Origin of the sequence: Liquorilactobacillus hordei DSM 19519 (genome assembly GCF_019443985.1) — a bacterium.
Taxonomy (GTDB): Bacteria; Bacillota; Bacilli; order Lactobacillales; family Lactobacillaceae; genus Liquorilactobacillus; species Liquorilactobacillus hordei.
In genome coordinates, this window is the sequence record NZ_CP049303.1 from 2073602 (window position 1) to 2095421 (window position 21820).

Consider the following 21820-nt stretch of genomic DNA (forward strand, 5'->3'; position numbering starts at 1 on the left):
TTTTTCTCTCCAAACTACTAACTTGATTAGATCAGCCATAATAATACAATTTAACATCTGTTTTTTAGCATTATTCATCTAATTTACTGATATAACATGTAAACAAAAAATTCTTCGTTAAATGTAAAATTACTGAAAACGAGGTACAGACAAGAGCATTTCAAATATTTACTTTACAGCGCAGACACTTTTTATTCAATAAAAATATTCAGGTTTTTGGCTTGTAGTAATTCTTTTAACACAAAATATCTGCACTAATCTTAAAGATTCTATGTGTTTAAGAAAAATGATACAATCTACAATGTTTATTTTGCTATTTTGACTAACATAATTTGGATTGCATGTGCGCATATTTTTTCTCACAATTTCTATAATTATGTTAACCTATATTCGATATTTTTCTACGTTTTCAAAGAAAATTTTTGTGCTTTTTTTAATTTATTAAATAAATAATCTTACTAAACTAATTATAATTAATTGATGAGATAATTTTTAATCACACCTATGTGATATAATTGGCATATAGTATCAAAAGATAGGAGAAAATTAAATGAAAATCAGATTAAAACTTTTTTTTGCATTATTTTTTGCAACTTTAGGGATGTTTGCTTGGCAAGCTCCTCAAGTCCATGCTGCTACGACTTATACAATTGGTACAGATGTTACTTTCCCACCATTTGTTTATGCAAATTCTAATAATAAATACGTAGGAATTGATATGGAATTAATCCGCTCCATCGCTAAAGAGGAAGGCTTTAAGGTTGATATAAAACCACTTGGTTTCAACGCTGCAGTTCAGTCACTTAGCTCTGGACAGATTGATGGTGTAATTGCCGGAATGACAATTACGGACGAACGTAAACAAACATTAGACTTTTCAACTCCTTATTATGAATCTGGAATTGTAATGGCGGTTGCTCCTAACAGTAAGATTACCAATCTTAAGGGATTAAAGGGAAAAACAGTTGCCGTTAAAACTGGTACACAAGGTGCTACATATGCAAATTCAATTAAGGACAAATATGGATTCAAAGTTGTAACATTTGATGATTCCGATAATGTGTACAATGATGTTAAAACTGGCAATTCTGTAGCTTGTTTCGATGATAGTGCCGTACTTAACTATGGAGTTAAAACAGGTTTAGGTCTTAAGGTTGTTACTAAGCCTGCAGATATTGGTCAATACGGTTTTGCTGTTAAAAAAGGGCAAAATCAAAAATTACTTAAAATGTTCAACGAGGGACTTGCTAAACTAAAGAAAAATGGTAAATATGATCAAATTATCAAGAAATATACTGGTAAGGCGGCTACAAGCAAGTCTAACAAAGCAAACTCCGAAGATAAAACTTTCTTAGGTCTCTTGCGTCAAAATCAACAAGCCATCCTAAATGGTATTTTAGAAACAATTAAGTTAACAATCGTTTCTATCGTTTGTGCAACCATCTTTGGAATTCTCATTGGATTACTTGGTGTTTTGCCTAACAAGTTTGCACGCGGTACCTCTACTACAATTGTCTACATTTTTAGAGGATTGCCTTTGCTAGTTTTAGCCTTGTTTATTTATAATGGTATTCCAAGTTTGACTGGTACCAAAATACCGGCTTTCGTCGCTGGTATTATAACCTTGACCCTAAACGAAGGGGCATATACCGCTGCATTCGTTAAAGGTGGAATTGAAGCTGTTGACAGTGGACAAATGGAAGCTGCAAGAAGCTTGGGACTGCCTTTTGGTAAAGCAATGCGTAAAGTTATCTTGCCACAAGGTATCAAAATTATGATTCCTTCATTCATTAATCAATTTATTATCACTTTGAAGGATACTTCAATTCTATCAATTATCGGAATTCTAGAATTAACACAAACAGGTAAAATTATCATTGCTCGTAACCTTGAAGGCTTCAAAGTTTGGGCAATCATTGCTGTAATTTACCTCTTAATTATCACATTGTTGACACTACTATCTAAATGGGTTGAACGGAGGATTAATGACTAATGGCTAATTTAAAAGTAGATGTATCAGATTTAAATAAGAGTTTTGGTGATAATCATGTTCTAAAAGGCATTGATTTCAAAGTCGCCAATAATGAAGTTGTCGTATTAATCGGACCTTCTGGTTCGGGGAAAAGTACACTTTTACGTTGCTTGAATAGATTAGAGGATCCCACTTCTGGAAAAGTCTCAATTGACGGGGAAGATATTAGTAACACCAAAACTAATATTGACCATGCTCGTGAAAATATTGGAATGGTTTTCCAGCATTTTAATCTCTTTAACAATTTAACAGTTGGAGAAAATATTGAGCTTGCACCTGTTGAATTAGGTAAACTCTCCAAAGAAGATGCTGCTTCACAAGCAAAAAAACTGCTTGAAACTGTTGGATTAGAGGATAAGTATGATGCAAAACCTCAATCTCTCTCAGGTGGTCAAAAACAACGTGTGGCAATTGCACGTGCTCTTGCAATGAACCCTGATATCATGCTATTCGATGAACCAACATCAGCACTCGATCCTGAAATGGTCGGTGATGTTTTAGAGGTAATGAAGAAGTTGGCAAAAGAAGGTATGACCATGGTTGTTGTTACCCACGAAATGGGCTTTGCAAAAGAAATGGCTGATCGTGTGGTCTTTATGGCAGACGGTGTCGTTGTTGAAGAAGGCAAGCCTGAAGATGTGTTTGATCATCCGCAAAACGAACGAACAAAGTCTTTCTTGGATAAGGTTATCAATGTTTAGATTGAACTAGCAAAAACATCGATGTAAAGCATTTGGAAATGTCGGATAAACAAGCATATCCAGGTTTAACTCAATAAAAAAATTAGGTTATTTTGAGGAATACTTCTAGCATTAAATCTTCTATTTTAATGCTAGGAATATTCCTCATTTTTTTCATTTATTTATTATGAATAACTGTACTTTATAAATCAAAATTCTCTGCTAATATCAAATTTTATTACCTGCTGCTATTCACTACTTTGTTCTCTAAATGTTCATGTTTTATTTGAAAAACAAACAAATATCGTTTCAAAAAAAATCTTATGTTTCTTCTAAAATAATGTATAACTTATACTTCAATATATTTATTTAGAAAGAGGTTTATTTTGACTAATACTACTACAAAGAAAAGACAACATTTGTATGAAATTGATTTTATGCGTATCTTTTTTACGCTAGGGGTATTATTCAATCATACAGTTAACCAATTTACTTCAGTAATGACAGATGGTAATGCTTATTACACTATCCGTAGTACCCGTGTTATGTTTCACTATACTAGGATGGGATTTATTTTCATTAGCGGAATTGTTCTAACAATGACATATTTTAAAAAGCATGATTGGCCGAAATTTCTCAAAAAAAGATTTGGTGGCAGTATCTGGCCCTACCTCTCATGGAATGCTCTTTTAATGTTTTTAATGATATTAATTGGTAACCCGAATTATTCACTTAATTCATTTGGCAATAAATACTTTACAATTGTTCTACATGGAAGTAGCTTTTATCTTTATTACATGTTGCTGGTAATGCAATTATATCTGCTATTTCCCGTAATTGTTTATCTTTTTCAACATTTTACAAACCATCATTCACTGATTCTCTCAATCAGTTTTACTATCCAATTATTACTAGATTTCTGGATTAAATATGGAATGAGTCAAGCTGATACTAGTTCTTGGCCTTATTGGATTAAAGCTGTCAGTATCAATATCTTTGCATATCAATTCTATATATTCTTCGGCGTTTACACTTGGTTATATCACAAAAAAGTGTATGATTTTCTTGATAAACATATTAAAAAAATTGCAGCACTAGCTATATTAATGGCTTTTGGCATGATTATTTATTATCGTATTTGGAACCAACAATATTTACACTTAGACAGCGATCACGCATTGTCCCTCCATCAACCTTATATCGTTTGCTATGATATTATAATGCTCAGTCTAATCTTTTGGATCGGTAAAAAGTATGCCAAACGGCAAGCTCAGGGCCTACCAATCTGGTTAGAATCTTTGATGGATCGAGCTGTTAAAGTTAGTTTTGGTATGTACTTGATCAGACAATTGGGTTGCTAATTATAAGTACAATTTTAAATACACTCTCGTTGCCCAATTGGCTGCTAATCGTGCTCATCCCTGTTGGCTGGATTACTGTTATTTTTATCTCATTCGAGCTTGCTTGGATATGCTACAAAGTAACACCTCTTGGTTTTCTAGTTGGGCGTCCCAACTGGCACCCCTTAAAAAAACAAAATATTTCACCCATTAAAAACATTTCGACTTATAAAGATTAGACATGGCACTCCTGATTATAACTTCTTACTACTGCTAATCTTAACTATGGTCTAGTGATAAAGTTTATTCAAAAGTAATCATCCACCAGCATAGCTGGTGGCTTTTTTTAGCCCTAGAAGGGCTTGACCCGACACAAAAAGCCCCTTAAAGGGGCCCAGCAAACCACTACCAACTGCTACAGCATTATTCTTATTTTTATTTTGACTGTTTAAATGGATCGATATATTCCCGTTTGCTCATACTATCACTCAATCGATCCTCAGATTCTTGTTCTCGAATGTATTTTTGAATGGTCTTCTGATTCAAACCAACCGTGCTAACGTAATATCCGCGTGCCCAGGAACTTCGATTGCCATAGTTATATTTCAAATTGGCATGTCTCTCATGGATAATAACGGCACTTCGTCCTTTTAAATAACCCATGAATCTCGAAACACTCATTTTAGGCGGAATTTTAACTAACATATGAATACGATCAGGCATGGCATTCTCGATAATTTCAACCTCTTTCAATTCACACAGACGTCGTAAAATCCTACCAATATCTTGCTTTAATTCACCATAAATATTCTTGCGCCGATACTTGGGTGTAAATATAATGTGGTACTTACAATTCCATCTTGTGTGTGCTAAGCTATTATCGTCTTTAGACAAGGCAAAAACTCCCTTTCGAATGTAGTTTTGGTTGGTAGCCGAAACTAATTATATCGAAAGGGAGTTTTTCACGCTAAAGCTTTTTTCACCCCCACAAGTAAAACTTGTGGTTTATTCGCGGGTATTAAACTAAATTTTTTGTTCTGTAACAAAAAAAGCCCCCTGCTCAAAAGTTATCTTTAAGCAAGGGACGAAATTATTCGCGTTACCACCCTTTTTCGCACTAAAAGTGCCTCAACAGTACAAAAATACCAGGGAAATTAACGGTTCCTACCGAATATTTGGCGTAAAACCAAATATCATTTGTTCAAAGTTCATCTTCACCCAGTTAAACTAATGCCTATTTTCAGCAATTTAGGCTCTCTTAATAATTAGCATACATGGTTACTCTTCTTCTCATAAATTTGTCATTTTTAATAAAAAACTTAATGTGATCTTAACGCTTGAAAATCACTATGTCAATCTTTTTTTAATATTTTTATTTTAATGAATTTTATAATTCAGGTTCCTTAACTGTTCCTTATCAAAACTTAATCAGTTAAATTCTATACATCATTTTTTAGTTATTAACTCAATTAAATAATCCGCAAAATCACTTGTTGAAAGTTCAACTGCATTGGATAATTCAGCTGCAAAATCAATCGTAACATGTTGTTTTTCAATTGCGGTTGCAATTGCCGTCTTAATTTCCAAGGCAACTTTGCCCCAACCAATATATTCAAATAGCATTACACCTGAAAGAATAAGTGAAGTTGGATTCAACTTATTTTGTCCTGCAAATTGAGGAGCAGTTCCATGAGTTGCTTCGAAAATCGCCCGCTTAGTCTGATAATTAATATTTGCACCAGGTGCGATTCCAATCCCGCCAACTTGAGCAGCCAATGCATCTGATATATAATCTCCATTTAAATTTAGAGTTACAACTACATCGAAGTTTTCTGGATGTAACAACGATTGTTGAAAAAAATTATCAGCAATGATGTCATTGACAATTACCTTACCATCTTTTTTTGCTTGTAGTTGGGCTTGAACAGCAGCTGACTGACCTTGTTGTTGTTTAATCTGAGTATATTCAAGGTTTGTAAATACCTGATTTTTAAACTCGGTTGCAGCGACTTCATACCCCCATTTTTTAAAACTACCTTCTGTTTTTTTCATGATATTACCCTTATGTACAAGAGTAACACTGCTTTTTTTGTGTGCAATCGCATAGTCAAGTGCTGCTCTTACAATTCTTTTAGAGCCCTCACTTGAGACAGGTTTGATTGCAAAGGATGAGGTTTCAGGAAAACGCACCTTATTAGATTGCTGATTTTTCTTAAGTAAATTCAATAATTCTTCTGCTTCTGTTGAACCACTTTCAAAGTCAATCCCAGCATAGATATCTTCTGTATTTTCTCTAAAGACTGTAATATCAACATTTTCCGGATGTTTCACGGGCGAAGGTGTCCCAATATAATATTGTACAGGTCGAACACACGCAAATAAATCTAGTTCCTGTCTTAGTGTCACATTGATTGAACGGTGTCCTTCTCCAATTGGAGTCGTTAACGGTCCCTTTATTGCAACGAAATACTCTCTGAAAGCTTTCAATGTCTCATCTGGCAGCCAATTTCCACTATTCTGATAAGCTGTTTCACCAGCAAAAAGTTGTTTCCAATGTACTTTTCGATAATCACCATAAACCTTACAAACAGCTCTATCAAAAACACGTTGCGCAGCTTGCCATATTTCTGGTCCAATTCCATCTCCAGCGATATATGGAATTATCGGATTATCAGGAACAATCAATTGTTCATCCATAATCTTTATTTTTTCTGGTTGTTTCATTTATAATCCTCCTCTGACTCCTTCCGTAAATAATGTTGATTAGTCGGCCCAACATACTCTGAATTGGGACGAATTAGACAATTTTCTCGGCGTTGTTCCATGATGTGTGCTAGCCAACCTGCTGTCCGACAAGTTGCAAAAATCATAGTAAACACTGACTTATCAAGTCCAAGGCAGTGATATATCAGTGCTGTATAATAATCAACATTCGGATGGAGTCCAAATCGCTCTAACATATATTTAGCAAGTGCTTGTTGAATCTTAAGATACTGCTTATTTCCAGTTTCAGGAGCCAATTCAGCTGCAATCTCTTCCAAAATAAAAGCTCTCGGATCTCCATTCTTATAAATTCGGTGACCAAAGCCCATGATTTTACGCTTCTTTTTTAATTGAAGTTCAACAAAATCTTTGGGATCAATTTGTTCTTTTTCGATTTCTTCAATCATCTCAAAAACACGTTCATTGGCACCACCATGCAAAGGTCCTTTTAATGCAGAAACAGCCGCTGTTAAACATGAATAATAATCCGCAAAAGTCGAAGCAACCACCCGTGCTGTAAATGTTGAAGCATTAAATTCATGATCAGCTTGTAAAATCATTACGCTTGAAAACATCTTAGTCAACTTTCGATCCGGTCGTTTTCCTTTAATCATATATAAAAAATTTTCAACAACGTTCAAATTAGGATCAACAGCAATTAACGGTTCATTGTCTCTGATTCGTAAAATGGCAGCAATTGCTGTCAACATTTTTGCCAAAATCTTTGGTGGTTCATCATGTTCAACATCATTTGTTGTCCCTAAAAGTGAAGTGGTTGTCCTAAGAATACTCATTGGATGTTGCGGTTCTTTAGCAATATACAGCAATAAGCGAATTGTTTCAGCTGGTAAAACCATTTTGCTAACTAAATCAGCGCGAAAATCATAAAGTTCTTGTTCGTTGGGGAGCCTTGTATTCCATAATAAAAAGACAACTTCTTCAAATGAAGCTTCACTTAACTCTTCAATCGGATAACCAGCATAAGTTAAGTGAGCTCCGGCTGTAGAACTTATTTTAGTTTGATCAACCACCACACCTGCTAAGCCTCTTGGGTAATCCATCCTCATTTTCCTCCTTCATACTAACTCATTAATTTCCAGAAATCTTTTTTTCTAATACATAGGGTAAAATTCCGTTTGCTTGGTAATATTTAATATCAATCGGTGCATCAAAGCGCGAAATTACATCAAACTTAGTGATTTTATTTGTAGATTTGGCTATTACATGGGCATATTTTCTATCTAATGTAATTGAAAAACTTTCTGTTCCGTCTAACTTAAGTGACTGTGCATCCTCGCCTGGTAAATATTGCAATGGTAAAACTCCCATCATTACTAGATTAGAGCGATGAATTCGTTCAAAACTCTCAGCAATCACCACCTTAACTCCTAATAACTGAACGCCCTTAGCTGCCCAGTCACGAGATGAGCCCATTCCATAATCTTTCCCCGCTAAAATTATCGATCCTATTTTTTGCGTACGATAATTCATTGCAGCTTCATAAATTGTAGTTTCTTCGCCAGTTAACCAATCCTTGGTAAAACCACCTTGTTTATCTGGAGTTAACTGATTTTGAAGACGGATATTTGCAAGTGTCCCTCGAATCATAACTTCATGATTTCCTCGTCGTGAACCATAGGAATTAAAATCTTTCGGATTTACTTCATGTGCTAGTAGATACTTTCCAGCGGGTGTTCTTTGACCGATAAAACCAGCTGGTGAAATGTGATCGGTTGTTATTGAATCACCTAACTTGGCTAAGACCCGCAAATCTGTTAACTTTTTTTCATTATTTTCAAATAATGGAGGTGAAGCAAGATATGTTGACTTTTTATCCCACTTATAATTAATAGATTTAGTGCTTGGTAAGGCATTCCAGCTTGCATTTTGCTTAAAAATATTACTATAATTGTTGGAGAAAAGCTTTGGTTTTACATATTTGTGAATTGCCTCACTTACTTCCTTTGAGGTTGGCCAAAGATCAGTTAAATATACCGGTTTATTCATTTTATTGTATCCAATAGCATCTTTACTCAAATCAATATCAAGTGTTCCAGCCAGTGCATACGCAACAACTAGTGGCGGTGAAGCTAAATAAGTATCTTTAATAAGTGGATTTACCCTACCTTCAAAATTACGATTGCCACTTTCAATTGCAGCGATTGGATAACTCGTTTTTTCTATTACATCTTGTACTCCGTCCTTCAGTTTTCCTGAATTTCCAATACATGTTGTACAACCATAACCAACTATGTTAAATCCTAAATTATCAAGATATTTTTGTAACTTTGCCGTGACCAGATATTCCGTAACGACACGTGAGCCAGGTGCAAAAGAGGTTTTTACATACTCTGGAACCTTCAATCCATTTTCAACAGCCTTCTTAGCCAATAAGCCCGCTGTAATTAAAATCTCTGGATTCGATGTATTTGTACAACTCGTAATTGCTGCAATTCCCAATGCCCCTGGGCGAAGTTGAAATTCTTTTTCTTCGATACTAACACCACAATTCTCCAATTCGTCGTACTTTCTGAATTGTTGCGATAACTGGGATAATTTAACCAAATCTTGTGGTCGCTTTGGTCCAGCAACACTACTTTCAACTTCATTTAAATCTAATTCAACATATTCTGAATATTTTCTTTGGTTATCCTCATCTTCTTGATACATCAAAGAATTTTCTCTAGCATATGTTTCAACAATTTCAATTTGTTCTTTAGTCCGATCTGTTAACCTCAAATAGTCTATTGTTTGTTGATCAATTGGGAAAAATCCACAAGTTGCTCCATATTCAGGAGCCATATTTGAAATTGTCGCTCGGTTAGCTAGCGGAAGATCTTTTAAACCTGGACCGTAAAACTCAACAAATTTTCCAACAACATTGAATTCTCTTAATAAATGCGTTAAGGTCAAGGCCAAATCAGTTGCTGTGGCTGTCACCGGTAATTTGCCAGTCAGCCGTACTCCTACAACCTGAGGCATCGGAAAATAAGATTCTTGTCCAAGCATGCTGGCTTCTGCTTCAATCCCACCAACTCCCCAACCAAGAACTCCCAATGCGTTAATCATTGTAGTATGAGAATCGGTTCCAACTAACGTATCTGGAAACAAAACAGGGACGGCATCATCAGATTGTCTGATAACTGCTGAAAGGTATTCAAGATTAACTTGATGAATAATTCCAGTATCTGGCGGTATTACAGAAAGATTATCAAAACTTTCTTGAGCCCACTTCAAAAATAAATACCTTTCTTTGTTACGCTTGAATTCTTGTGCAATATTATATTCAAATGCGTCTTCATTACCCGCCATATCAACTTGAACAGAGTGATCAATTACAAGATGAACTGGCACATCTGGATTTATTTCATTTGGATCTTCTCCTTGAGCTTCATATTCTTCGCGCATTGCCGCTAAATCAACTAATGCAGGGACTCCCGTAAAATCTTGTAATATAACGCGTTCAGGTTTATAAGGAATATCATGTTCATGTTTTTGATCCCAATCTAGATAATTAGGAAGAAATTGTTTCATCTCAGAATATTTATCACTTCTACGCAATGTTAACTCTAATAATATTCTAATCGAATAAGGAAGCTCTTGAACTTTTTTTCCATTATCCATCATAAATTTATCGATATTATAAAATTGGTATTCCTTATCACCAATTCGGATATTATTGCTATAATCATCTGCCATAATTAAACCTCCATCCTCTTTTTAAAACCTTATAATTTTTGCTAATTCTAACATAGTTTTAATAATGGACAACTTACAAGCAGTGTTAATTTCTCCTTTTTATTTACTATTTGTGCATTTTATTACTTTTCCATTTAGCTAAACAATTATATAAGCACCATTTCATTTACAAAATAAACTGTTTTTGCTATTATTCTTATTTTTGTTAGTATCTTTATTTTTTTCATAAAAAAAATAAAGTGGATTGAAATTTAAATCTCAATTCACTTCATTTCTTTTTTTTTGAATTTAGTTCACTATCAAATTCATAGTGTTTTCAAAATACTTAATCACTGTCATCAAAAAAATAATTTTTAACTCCTAAGTATTTACGAATGGCCCTTTGTGTCAAAATTTGCTCTTTTGTTCCTGAAACTAATTGATTAGCAGTCAAGAACCAAATGTTATCACTACATTTACGCGTAAATACAATATCATGTAAACTAATAAGAAAAGTTCGTCCTTTTTTCTTTTCTTCCATTACCATGTCATAAAAAACTTGTTGATATTTTACATCCAAGTACGTCAATGGTTCATCGAGCAGTAAAATATTGGTATCTTGTAGAAACGCATAAGCCAACCACGCTCTTTGCTGCTGTCCACCCGACAAATTATTAACATCACTGGTTAACAACTTCTTCAATCCTAGACTTTTTATTATATCTTCTGTATTTGTAATATTATTTTTTCTACCATGTAGTTGAGCAATTTCAAGTAATTGTCCTACAGTGACATAATCAAAAACCTGATTTTTTTGTGGCAAGTAAAAAAATGTTTCTGCATTCCTTATTATGCTTCCCCTACTAGGGGAGATAAGCTGTGCCATTGCCATCATTAATGTTGTTTTACCACTGCCATTTGGACCTAAGAGAACTGTTATTTGTTGATCTTGCAAAGCTCCGCTGATTTCTTGAAAAACTGGTTTCTTGTTATATTCAATTGTTAATTCTTCAAACTGCACGCGACCACCTCATTAATAGCAATAAGAATGCAGGTGCTAATAATACCAATAAAACTGCGTTCGTGGGTAATTCAGTTGGATAAAAAATAAAATGCGCAACTGTATCTGCCAAAAGCACATCTAAAATACTAAAAGTAATAACAAATGGTATTCTTGCGATTATTCCAAGATGAGTATATTCACGAACCAACTGATTAATTATCACTCCTGCAAAAAAAACAGTTCCTAAAACAGCTGTTACTGCACCTAATAAAGCTGCTGCAATTAACTGTAAATTCATGGCAATTTTTGCTTCATCGATTCCAAGTTGTTTGGTCTGCAGCTCAGGTAAAGCAAAGTATTGTAAATATCTGCTATTTTTTCTCCAAGAAGCAATTACAAGCGAAACAATCAGAAACAGCCAGCTGACATCAAGCCATGTAACATTGGCCAAACTTTTACCAGTCCATCCACTGCTTTCAGTCAAGATAGTTGTAAGTGCGTTGAAAAACATTGCGAGACAAAATCCACCTATAACTAAGAACAAAACATGATTATGATATTTGAAGATACTGCCGCGCAATAATAATAAACACAGTATTCCCGCAACAGTCCCAATTAAGACACGATATGTTAATGAACTTGGGAATAAAACCGTTATTAATGCAATCATTAATTCTGAACCACTTGCAATCCCTATCATAGAGCCATCAAGGTAGGGCTGTCTCAATGTTGCTGCAAGCAACAACGCACTTAATCCTATAGCAAACCCTGTTCCAAGTTCAAATATTAACCTTGGCAACCTTAATTGAATAATAATTAATTGCCAGCTGCTTTGATTTCCTATTCTGAATATTAACTGAAAAAGAACTATAAGAATACATCCTAAAAGCATTAAAACAAAACATTTTTTTTGCTTATTTGTCAATCTGATCAAGCCACCTCTTTACCTGATTGTATGCTTGTTTAACTTTCAAGTTAGCCGTTGGTGAAAATTTTGGTGCTACTACATCGTAGACATGTTTCTCCTTAACTGCTTTCAAATTATTATAAGGACTTTGTTTGAAAGTTGTTATAAAAGCTGCTTTTACCTGTTTAGGCATTGCATGTGCTAACCGAATAACAATATCCGGATCAGCTTGGACAATCGCTTCACTACTCGCTGTAGTATAAAGCGAAGACGGGCTGGCTCCAACTACCTCACCACCAGCTCTTTTAACCAAATCACCTAAGTAAGTTTTTGAGTTCATTACCAAGAAACTTCCGCCAGGCATTCCCATTAAGATCAATACTTTAGGTTTTTGAACCCGACTAATTTTTTTTATTTTTATTTGAGAAAGAAGTTTCTGCGCCTCTTTTTGTTTATCATACTTCCTACCCAAATATTTAATGCTCTTTACTAAGCTTCCATAATTTTGAAAATTTAAGGATTTCATACCTATCTTTTGTTCTTTTAACTTGCCTTGATACTCATCCGTCAGTTCAGAGTCTACATAGACTATATCGGGTTTAGCCGTCAACAAGTTATCCCAATTAATACTCACATGATTGCCCACACGTGTAACATTATGGTATTTATTAGGTACTTTTTGAAGGCTACTATCACTCGGAACACCAACTAATTTCATATTTAAGTGGGCAAAAACTTCTGTAATAGCTACTGTCGTTGCTACTATTCTGGGCTGTTTTTCAGATGTTTGACTACTTTGTTTTTGCTGACTCAAATACACTAATCCAAGCACTGCCACTAAGATAATAATGCTTGAAATTATTTTTTTAGATCTTATAATGGCGAATCAACCCCCACGCTCCAACACAGCCACCAATTACTATTGCTGTTATTGAAAATCCGAGCACGCTCTTATTAGTGCTTTTGCTCTTATTATTCTTGTTCTCTCTTTTTTTATTTTTTTTGTCCCATCTTCTTTATACTTAGTCTTTTTACTGCTATATTTCTTTTTACCGCTGTTTTCCTTTTCACTAGCTGACTTTGTCTCACTTGTACTTGAACTGGCTATGTTTGAAGTAGTGGCAGAAGACTCTATTGAGACAGAACTAGATGAGCTCGTTGCTGCAGTTGAACTAGTATTACTTGAAGATGCAGTTTTATTAGCCGTACTGCTACTAGATATTGAACTGTTGGTTTGCTTCGAACTTGCCGTAGTACTTTGTTGACTGGCCGAAGATGAACTACTAGAAAGTTCGGGAACACTTCCGCTATTCATTAATAAATTAAAACCATATGTGTGATGATAATCCATGCTATCAATATCAACTTTCATATTTCCTGATATTGACTGCTTCACTGACTTGGTAGTAAAGGAAAAGGTGTAATAATCTTCATTTCCAGAGGTACTTTTACTGACTTGTGGTCCCTGACCGTTAATATTTAAAATTTGTACAGGAAATGAACCTAAATCATGACTTGTTTTGACTGTGATACTAACATTATATTGTTCTTGCCCAACTGAAACTGTTGCTGGTTTTACAAAATATGCATCTGCAATAGATGTCTGCGATGTACCATATTTTTCAATCGTATAATTAACCTGATATGAAGAAGCAGAAACTTCTATCGTTTTCATGAAGAAAACCAATAAGAAAGTTCCTGCGACTACTAATAAATATTTAATTCTCATTTGCCAGATCTCCTAATGCTTAAAAGTGTTCCTCCTAATCCAACCGCAGTAATAAGTGCTAAGACACCTAAGATTGAAGCATAGGAATAATTAGACTCGCCTGTTTGTGGAAGGGTCATTTCACTTGATTTTACAGAACTATCAGCACTTAAACTTATAGAACTATCGCTGCTTGATGAACTGTTGTGCGGATCTGTAGAAACTGCCTGTGCTGGTGCAACTACATCTGTAATCTTCTTATCAGCCGTTGTGGTTCCGTTACTACCAGACTCCTTTCCGGATCCGACTTCGTTGATACTTTTTATGACTGCCAACGCTTGAACATTATGGGTAAACATATTTGGAACTGTATATGTCATATCAAGCAAAATCTTGTTTCCTACTGTTAAATTAGCAACTTTTTCTTTACTCAAAACAGCCGTCCATGTGCCACTAACCGCATCTGCTGAAGCAACATTTTTAGTCATTTCTACACCATCAAATTTAACTGTTGTCATATAATTCATCATTTTGCCCTGCGTAATTGTAACGGTCGCTGTTCCATCAGTATTTTTTTGGATCTTAATTGCTGTATTCCAGATACCATCTTCTTGAATCATTGATAAAACATTTAGATCATTGCCGTTACCATCAACCTGATGATATTCAACTGTTGGGGCTGTGCCATAAGTCCTTCAAAATAGAAGAGATTAGTGAAAATCGTTCTTTGATTTTCACTAATCTCTTCTTTTTGTTTATAAAACAGTTATAATTGGTGCCTTTCGCCACCAATTTTCTAATATTCATTGCCATCAAGGCAATTCCAGCTTCCCTTTTTACCTTCTCAAGACCTCTAACCGAAAATTTTTTAAAACCCAAACAAGCCTTCAATCCACCAAAAACTGATTCAACATCTATTTTACGTTGTCCGTAAATTGAACCAGTTTGGTGATTTGAAAGCAACTTGCGTTCCTTAGCTTTGAAATACTCCCATGCGCTATTAATACTTATTTTACGAGGATTTCCGTTTTTAGTGAATGCTCGGTGATCAATTTTAAAATCGTTATCGTATTTGTTTGCCTGATACTCTTTAAATTCACGTACAAATCCGTACTTATCTTTGCGCTTACGGTAAGCATAAAAACTAAATCTAACTCCCTGCAGATCAATAAAATAATCGTCTTTAGGATGATACGCCCAATTCATGACCTTACGGTCATCACTTTTCCATTTGCGACTATTTTCTTTTAACATTGTCCCATATGGAATTAACGCTGTATGTTCAGGTAATTCATCTTCGAGATATCGATAATTTGATTCTGAACCGTATCCTGCATCAGCCACAATATACTTACCTAAAGTTCCAGCTGCTTTTTGTTGCTGTAAAAAAGGAATTAATGTTTTGGTATCTCCTGGATTTTGAAAAATGCCGAAGGCAGTTACAAATTGTTTACTTGTGGCGATTTGTAGATTATAAGCCGGTTTTAGCTGTCCGTTGAGCATTGGATCTTCCTTAACACGCATGAAAGTTGCATCATGATCTGTTTTTGAATAACTATTTCTTTTACCATAAATTCTGGTTTGTATTTTATGAGCTAATAATTTAGTTTGCCGTAACTTAAGTTTTCGTTTTAAAGATTTTAGTTTTCGACGCCTTGACTTGTCTGGGTTTGGAGAGATATGTTCTTTTTCAATCTTTTTATTCAAATCTTTCAAGTCATTTTCTAACCGCAAGGTAATTTCATCAAGCATTTCTAAAGTAAGATCTGTCTCTGCTGGGAGCTGACACTTAAACTTAGCGTCATTTAATTCTTCCAGAAGGGTTATAATCGCAGAGCGATTAAGCTTGTCAAAACGAATCGTATTCTTACGCCAAACAAAACTATATTTATTGGCATCAGCTAAAATTTTAGTCCCGTCAATAAAAGTAACTTCATCAATAAAATTGTTTTGTTTCAGATATTTGGTTAGTTTTAGAATACATTGATTAATCAAGCTCTCAACTTCATCTGAAATTCTAAAACGACAAATTGTTCGGTAGGCTGGAACCTGTTCTTGTGTCAGCCAACGGGCTGCCAAATTCTCTTCTGCCAACGTATTAATACGGCGACTACTAAAGATACCTTTTGTGTACGCAAACAAAATTAATTTTAAAAGTACACGCAGATCATACTTACGCGGTCGTCCAAAGATGTAAGGATCATTAATTTTAAGGTCTTCAACTATTTGATTAATCATCCGTGCAGGATGATTTTCTTTTGGCTCCCAGTCAGTTTTAATACTAAGTACAGTCTGATTTATGTTATAATTATTGTACATTTTGATTATCCTTTCTATAGGGGTATTGTTTTTGAAAGTACTGGCTCCAACCAGTGCTTTTTTATTTTTAATTATACCAAAAGAGCTTCACCAGAAAAATCATTACTTTCTCTGGTGAAGCTCTTTCACTTAGGGACTTATGGCACAGCCCCACTTGAACTTATTGAACTTGCATTAGAGCTTGATACATTGCTTGAACTTGTTGAAGTTGCGTTAGAACTTGGTGTGCTACTTGAACTTGCTGCACTTGAACTTGTTGAAGTTGCATTAGAGCTTGATGTGCTACTTGAACTTGCCGAACTCGATGATGAACTTGCTGAGCTGGAGCTTGACGAATCTGCATCAGAAGTTGTCTTAGTAATTGCATCAGGTACACCACTATTAATTTTTACATAAAAACTAGGATTTCCATTATATCCACCAGAACTATAACTTACATCTGCTAAATACACACCGCTATTAACTAAAGTCAACGCTTCTTGAGACGATAAGCTAGCCGTCCATGTACCAGTATTTCCTTCACTTTTTTCAACTAATGAGTGTCCATCGAAATTAGCAGCGGTCATTATCGACATACCTGACACTTGAGAAAAAATTAATTTTGCCGCATTGCTTGAATCAACAACAAGTTGTACAGATGTACCCCACATGTTATCCATTGACGAAGCAGAGGTTGTAGCTTCATCTTTATAATACCCAACATTCAATGTATATGTACCCGTTGGTAAGACTTTTACACTATCTGCATTGATACGTGCCGTCTTAAAAGCCAACGTAAAAAAGGCAAATGTAAGCATTAACAGAAAAATAAACTTTTTTTCATAAATATTCCTCCCTTTTTAATTGAGAATCACTATCAATTAAGTTGAACTAATTTTAGCACATCCAAAAAAATATTCAATAACTAATCAAAAATAATTTATATAGATAAGAAACTTTCTTAGTGCACAATATTTATTACATTAGATTCTTTAAAAAAAGCGTAAATTAATTCTGCATCTTTAACGTTTCTTATTATTTTAAGATATACTTGTGTTTTTTTTAAAATGAACTATAATGACACATTGTCACATGACAGGTCGTCATAAAGGAGGATAGAATAATGCCCAAGGATACTTTTTTTAATCTTATCCCAGAAAAAAAAGCAAGGCTCTTCGCCGCAATTAGCCATGAATTTTCTAGGAAAAGCTTTGATGATTCTGCAATCAGTGAAATTATTGAATTTGCTGGTATTCCCCGCGGAAGTTTCTATCAATATTTCAATGATAAATTAGATTGCTACCTCTATTTTGTCGGACAAATTCAAAATGAGCAAAATGAACTTTATCTGGCTCTTTTAGAAAAGAATGAAGGAGATTTATTTGAAGCGTCTAAGCAATTCTTCAAAGAAACCATTAAGGATGTTTTAGAGGGGGATCATTCTGATTTTTATCGAACAATGATTGAAGCCCATGACTTTCGTCTTCAAAAAGTGCTAGGTCACGGGAGTATGCATCAATTAATTCAAACATTATATGCACAGACTGATCTAACTCACTTACACATTGAATCATTTGAAGAATTTCGTGATTTAGTTAGTTTAATGTTGAATATTTTCTTTAAGTCTGTTGGTGGCTACTTTCACCATCATCAAGGAAAAGATCCGCTTTCTGTCACCGCAGTTCAAAAAAGCTGTCTTAAAATGCTGTCTTGGCTTCAATATGGAGTTACAAAATAAATTGATTTAGATGTTATGGAGGTCGATTATGTATAAAATTGTTCGCACTCGTTTAGAAAAGTGGCCCGTTCTAGCTGCTGCATTCTTTATGATTATTCAGGTTTTTTGCAATCTTACTTTGCCAACACTCACTTCCGATATGATTAATAAAGGTGTAGCCGCTGGAAACACAAACTACATCTGGCAGGTAGGCGCGAAAATGTTAGGAATCACCCTGATTGGAATTCTGGCTGCCGCTGGAAATGTTTTTTTCGCATCAACGCAAGCTCAAAAGCTTGGTACTAAATTGCGCAATGCATTATTTGAAAAAGTTCTTAAATTTGGAAGTCACGAAGTTGATAAGTTTGGTGCTTCTTCACTTACTACAAGAACAACCAATGATGTTTTACAAATTCAAAATGTGACAGTCATGATTTTACGGATGATGCTACAGGCACCTGCAATGTTAATTGGTGGTATCATAATGGCTTATCTTAGTGAAAAAAAATTAACAATTGTTTTTCTCGTATCACTTCCGCTATTGGCAATTGCAATTGGAATTGTTATGTCTTTAGCTGGACCGCTATTCAGTAGTCTACAAAATAAGATTGACCGCATTAATCTTGTTTTCCGTGAAGGATTGACTGGTGTTCGTGTTGTACGCGCCTTTCGACAAGATAATTTCGAACAGACTCGCTTTGAAGATGCCAATAAATCTTACACAAATACTGCTATTAAGGCTTTCAGCTTGGTATCCTTGATGTTTCCAGTTATGACATTGATTTTAAATGGAACTAATATCGGAATTATTTGGATTGGGGCTAACCTAATTGCCAAGCAGTCAATGGAAGTCGGGAATCTAGTTTCTTTTATGACATACGCTGCAATGATTTTGTTTAGTTTTATGATGCTCTCCATGGTTTTTGTTTTTATCCCCAGAGCACAGGCTGCCGCTGTTCGTATTCAAGAAGTTTTAGATACTGAATATTCAATTAAAGAGGATCCACAACCAACTGTTTTAAATAACTCTGAGATCTCACTTGAATTTAAAAATGTTAATTTTCGTTATGCTCATGCTGAACGTCGTGCACTTGAATCAATTAATCTCAACCTGCATTCCGGACAAACACTTGCAATCATAGGTGGAACTGGAGCAGGTAAGTCGACCTTGATAAATTTGATTCCACGATTATACGATATTGAATCAGGTAAGATTAGGCTTAATGGTATTGATATTTCCAAGTTACCGCAAAGTCAACTTCATGAACAAGTTTCCTTCGTGCAACAAAAAGCTTTCTTATTCAAAGGAACGATCCGCAGTAACTTGCAAGTCGGGAAGCCAGATGCAACTGAAAAAGAAATGTGGCATGCACTTGAAGTCGCTCAGGCAACTGAATTCGTCAAGGAACTTGACAGTGGGTTAGATTCTGTTGTTGAACATAATGGAGCTAATTTTTCTGGGGGACAACGTCAACGTCTAGCAATTGCCCGTGCACTTATAAAGCCAGCTGCTATCTATATCTTTGATGATTCATTTTCTGCACTTGACTTTAAGACAGATGCAAAACTACGAAAAGCTCTCGCCAATGATAATAAAATCAGTCATAGTATTGTCATTATCGTTGCTCAAAGAATTGCAACAGTCACAACCGCAAATCAAATTATTGTTCTTGATGGAGGTAAAGATGTTGGACATGGAACACACAATGAACTAAAAAAATCTAACCCTACTTACCAAGAAATTATCAAATCACAATTGAAAGGAGAGGATATTTAATGGCTAGTCGTGGACCCGCAAGTAATATTGGCAAAGCAACAGAAAAACCAAAGAATTTTTGGCAAACAACTTGGCGTTTATGTAAATACATGGCACCTTGGAAATGGTTCCTTTTTATTGTTATTTTGTTTGCAATTGGATCTGTAGTTTTCCAGATTATCTCCCCTAAAATTTTGGGAGAAGCTACTACTACTATTTTTAATGGTTTTCTCAAAGGTTATAAAGAAATCAAGGCTGGACAACATATCAGTTCTCTTCCTATTGATTTTACAAAAATTAAAACAATTTTATTGACCGTTGGCATCATGTACATTTTCTCAGCCGCTCTATCCTTCTTTCAACAATTGATTATGGCTAATATCTCACAAAAAATCGTTTTCCGCTTACGGCAGGATCTTAAATCGAAGCTACAAAGGCTTCCGATTGTATACTATGACACCCACTCCAATGGAGATATCATGTCTCGTGCAATTAACGATATGGATAATATTGCTGGAACACTCCAACAGAGTCTTGCACAAATTGTCACTAGTGCCGTTACCTTCGTAGGTGTTTTATTCATGATGCTTTCAATTAGTTGGGAAATGACCTTGATAGCTTGTATCACAGTTCCGCTTGGTGTACTTGTGATTTCATTGGTAGCACCTCGATCGCAAAAATACTTTGCAGCCCAGCAAAAAAGCTTGGGGTTGCTTAACGATCAAATCGAAGAGAGTTTTTCTGGACATACTGTGGTTAAAACTTTCAACAAGGAAAAATCAAGCATCAAAACATTTAAAAATCAAAATAATAACTACTACCGTTCTTCCTGGAAAGCACAATTTATTTCTGGATTAATTATGCCGCTTATGAACTTCGTTTCTAACATTGGATACGTTTTTGTAGCTATTGTTGGTGGTTTAAAGGTGGCGAATGGTCAAATTACACTTGGTAATATTCAAGCCTTTCTACAATATGTTAACCAGTTCACCCAGCCGATTACGCAACTCGCTAATTTAGCTAATACTATTCAAGCAACTGTTGCATCTGCTGAACGTATTTTCCAAGTATTGGATGAAGATGAGATGGAAGAGACAAGTGTTGACATTGCTGATGAAACACATAACACTGCTAAAGTAAAATTTGAACATGTTGATTTTGGCTACAACAACAGTGAAATTCTAATTAAAGATATGAATCTTTCAGTCAAATCTGGTGAAAAAGTTGCTATTGTCGGTCCTACTGGAGCGGGGAAAACAACTTTAATTAACCTACTTGAACGGTTCTATGATATCAAGAGTGGTTCACTTAAGCTTGATGGTCATGATACAAGAAATCTCTCACGTGAAGAAGTCCGCTCACATTTTGCAATGGTCTTGCAAGACACTTGGCTCTTTACCGGTTCGATTTACGATAACATCAAATATGGACGTGAAGATGCTTCAGAAGAAGAGGTCTACAAAGCTGCTAAAGCTGCACATGCTGATACATTCATTCGCCAATTACCAGAAGGCTATCAAACGATTCTAAATGAAGAAGCATCGAATATCTCTCAAGGTCAACGTCAGCTTTTGACAATTGCACGCGCCTTTTTGGCTAATCCAGACATCTTAATTTTGGATGAGGCAACTAGTTCAGTTGATACAAGAACAGAAATTCTTATTCAAAAAGCCATGGAACGATTACTTAATAATCGTACGAGTTTTGTAGTCGCTCACCGTCTCTCTACGATTCGTGATGCAGATAATATACTAGTAATGAATCACGGATCCATTGTCGAGACTGGAGATCATAACTCATTAATGAAACAAAATGGATTTTATGCTGATTTATACAATAGTCAATTTACTATTCCAGTTGAATAGTTATGAAAATAGAAGAAGAGGCTGAGCCCAATTTAAATTTGGCCCAGCCTCTTCTTCTATTCTTTTGTAAATA

The 21820-nt window shown here is 35.1% G+C and carries 17 protein-coding genes; 6 read left to right on the forward strand and 11 right to left on the reverse strand.

Annotated elements, in window-relative coordinates:
* Positions 1–601 precede the first annotated feature (601 nt).
* The 3 genes from G6O70_RS11385 (at position 602) to G6O70_RS11395 (ending at position 4073) form a co-directional block, all read left to right on the forward strand.
* Positions 602–1993 (forward strand): amino acid ABC transporter substrate-binding protein/permease, encoded by a 1392-nt coding sequence (locus G6O70_RS11385; RefSeq protein WP_373566425.1) that lies wholly within the window; start codon positions 602–604, stop codon positions 1991–1993.
* Entirely contained in the window at positions 1993–2733 is a 741-nt protein-coding gene (locus G6O70_RS11390; protein WP_057869924.1) for an amino acid ABC transporter ATP-binding protein, read from the forward strand. Before G6O70_RS11385 ends, G6O70_RS11390 begins: the two co-directional genes overlap by 1 nt.
* Positions 2734–3098: 365 nt before the next feature.
* On the forward strand, positions 3099–4073 hold the full coding sequence (locus G6O70_RS11395) for an acyltransferase family protein (RefSeq protein WP_233419168.1): 975 nt from the start codon (positions 3099–3101) through the stop codon (positions 4071–4073).
* Positions 4074–4487: 414 nt separating this feature from the next.
* Here G6O70_RS11395 and tnpA read toward each other — a convergent pair whose 3' ends face one another.
* The 11 genes from tnpA to G6O70_RS11450 form a co-directional block, all read right to left on the reverse strand.
* On the reverse strand, positions 4488–4946 hold the full coding sequence (gene tnpA / locus G6O70_RS11400) for an IS200/IS605 family transposase (RefSeq protein WP_057869925.1): 459 nt from the start codon (positions 4944–4946) through the stop codon (positions 4488–4490).
* 552 nt (positions 4947–5498) lie between these two features.
* Entirely contained in the window at positions 5499–6776 is a 1278-nt protein-coding gene (icd, locus tag G6O70_RS11405) for an NADP-dependent isocitrate dehydrogenase (RefSeq protein ID WP_057869926.1), read from the reverse strand.
* Positions 6773–7876 carry a citrate/2-methylcitrate synthase gene (locus tag G6O70_RS11410; RefSeq protein ID WP_057869927.1) on the reverse strand — a complete coding sequence of 368 codons (1104 nt, stop codon included), beginning with the start codon at positions 7874–7876 and terminating at the stop codon, positions 6773–6775. The genes icd and G6O70_RS11410 overlap by 4 nt, the downstream gene beginning before the upstream one ends.
* A 28-nt stretch (positions 7877–7904) precedes the next feature.
* Positions 7905–10514 (reverse strand): aconitate hydratase AcnA, encoded by a 2610-nt coding sequence (gene acnA / locus G6O70_RS11415; RefSeq protein WP_057869928.1) that lies wholly within the window; start codon positions 10512–10514, stop codon positions 7905–7907.
* 325 nt (positions 10515–10839) lie between these two features.
* Positions 10840–11514 carry an ABC transporter ATP-binding protein gene (locus G6O70_RS11420; protein WP_057869929.1) on the reverse strand — a complete coding sequence of 225 codons (675 nt, stop codon included), beginning with the start codon at positions 11512–11514 and terminating at the stop codon, positions 10840–10842.
* Positions 11504–12421, reverse strand: a complete 918-nt coding sequence (locus G6O70_RS11425; protein ID WP_057869930.1) for an iron chelate uptake ABC transporter family permease subunit — start codon at positions 12419–12421, stop codon at positions 11504–11506. Before G6O70_RS11425 ends, G6O70_RS11420 begins: the two co-directional genes overlap by 11 nt.
* On the reverse strand, positions 12411–13241 hold the full coding sequence (locus G6O70_RS11430) for an ABC transporter substrate-binding protein (RefSeq protein ID WP_057869931.1): 831 nt from the start codon (positions 13239–13241) through the stop codon (positions 12411–12413). Before G6O70_RS11430 ends, G6O70_RS11425 begins: the two co-directional genes overlap by 11 nt.
* A gap of 90 nt (positions 13242–13331) precedes the next feature.
* The gene (locus G6O70_RS11435; RefSeq protein ID WP_057869932.1) at positions 13332–14132 is read right to left on the reverse strand and encodes an NEAT domain-containing protein; all 801 of its coding nucleotides are present in this window, start codon (positions 14130–14132) and stop codon (positions 13332–13334) included.
* A complete protein-coding gene (locus tag G6O70_RS11440; protein ID WP_057869933.1) occupies positions 14129–14731 on the reverse strand; it encodes an LPXTG cell wall anchor domain-containing protein in 603 nt (200 codons plus the stop codon). The genes G6O70_RS11435 and G6O70_RS11440 overlap by 4 nt, the downstream gene beginning before the upstream one ends.
* Before the next feature lie 46 nt (positions 14732–14777).
* Complete coding sequence (locus tag G6O70_RS11445; protein ID WP_219934282.1) at positions 14778–16430, reverse strand: IS1182 family transposase; 1653 nt, start codon at positions 16428–16430, stop codon at positions 14778–14780.
* A gap of 137 nt (positions 16431–16567) precedes the next feature.
* On the reverse strand, positions 16568–17227 hold the full coding sequence (locus G6O70_RS11450; protein ID WP_057869647.1) for a hypothetical protein: 660 nt from the start codon (positions 17225–17227) through the stop codon (positions 16568–16570).
* 305 nt (positions 17228–17532) lie between these two features.
* On the opposite strand from G6O70_RS11450, the gene G6O70_RS11455 reads away from it, so the two are divergent.
* The 3 genes from G6O70_RS11455 to G6O70_RS11465 are packed head-to-tail and all read left to right on the forward strand — an operon-like array spanning position 17533 to position 21747.
* Positions 17533–18147, forward strand: a complete 615-nt coding sequence (locus tag G6O70_RS11455; protein WP_057869648.1) for a TetR/AcrR family transcriptional regulator — start codon at positions 17533–17535, stop codon at positions 18145–18147.
* Between the two features lie 28 nt (positions 18148–18175).
* Complete coding sequence (locus tag G6O70_RS11460; protein WP_057869649.1) at positions 18176–19903, forward strand: ABC transporter ATP-binding protein; 1728 nt, start codon at positions 18176–18178, stop codon at positions 19901–19903.
* Positions 19903–21747 carry an ABC transporter ATP-binding protein gene (locus tag G6O70_RS11465; protein WP_057869650.1) on the forward strand — a complete coding sequence of 615 codons (1845 nt, stop codon included), beginning with the start codon at positions 19903–19905 and terminating at the stop codon, positions 21745–21747. Before G6O70_RS11460 ends, G6O70_RS11465 begins: the two co-directional genes overlap by 1 nt.
* Positions 21748–21820: the final 73 nt, after the last annotated feature.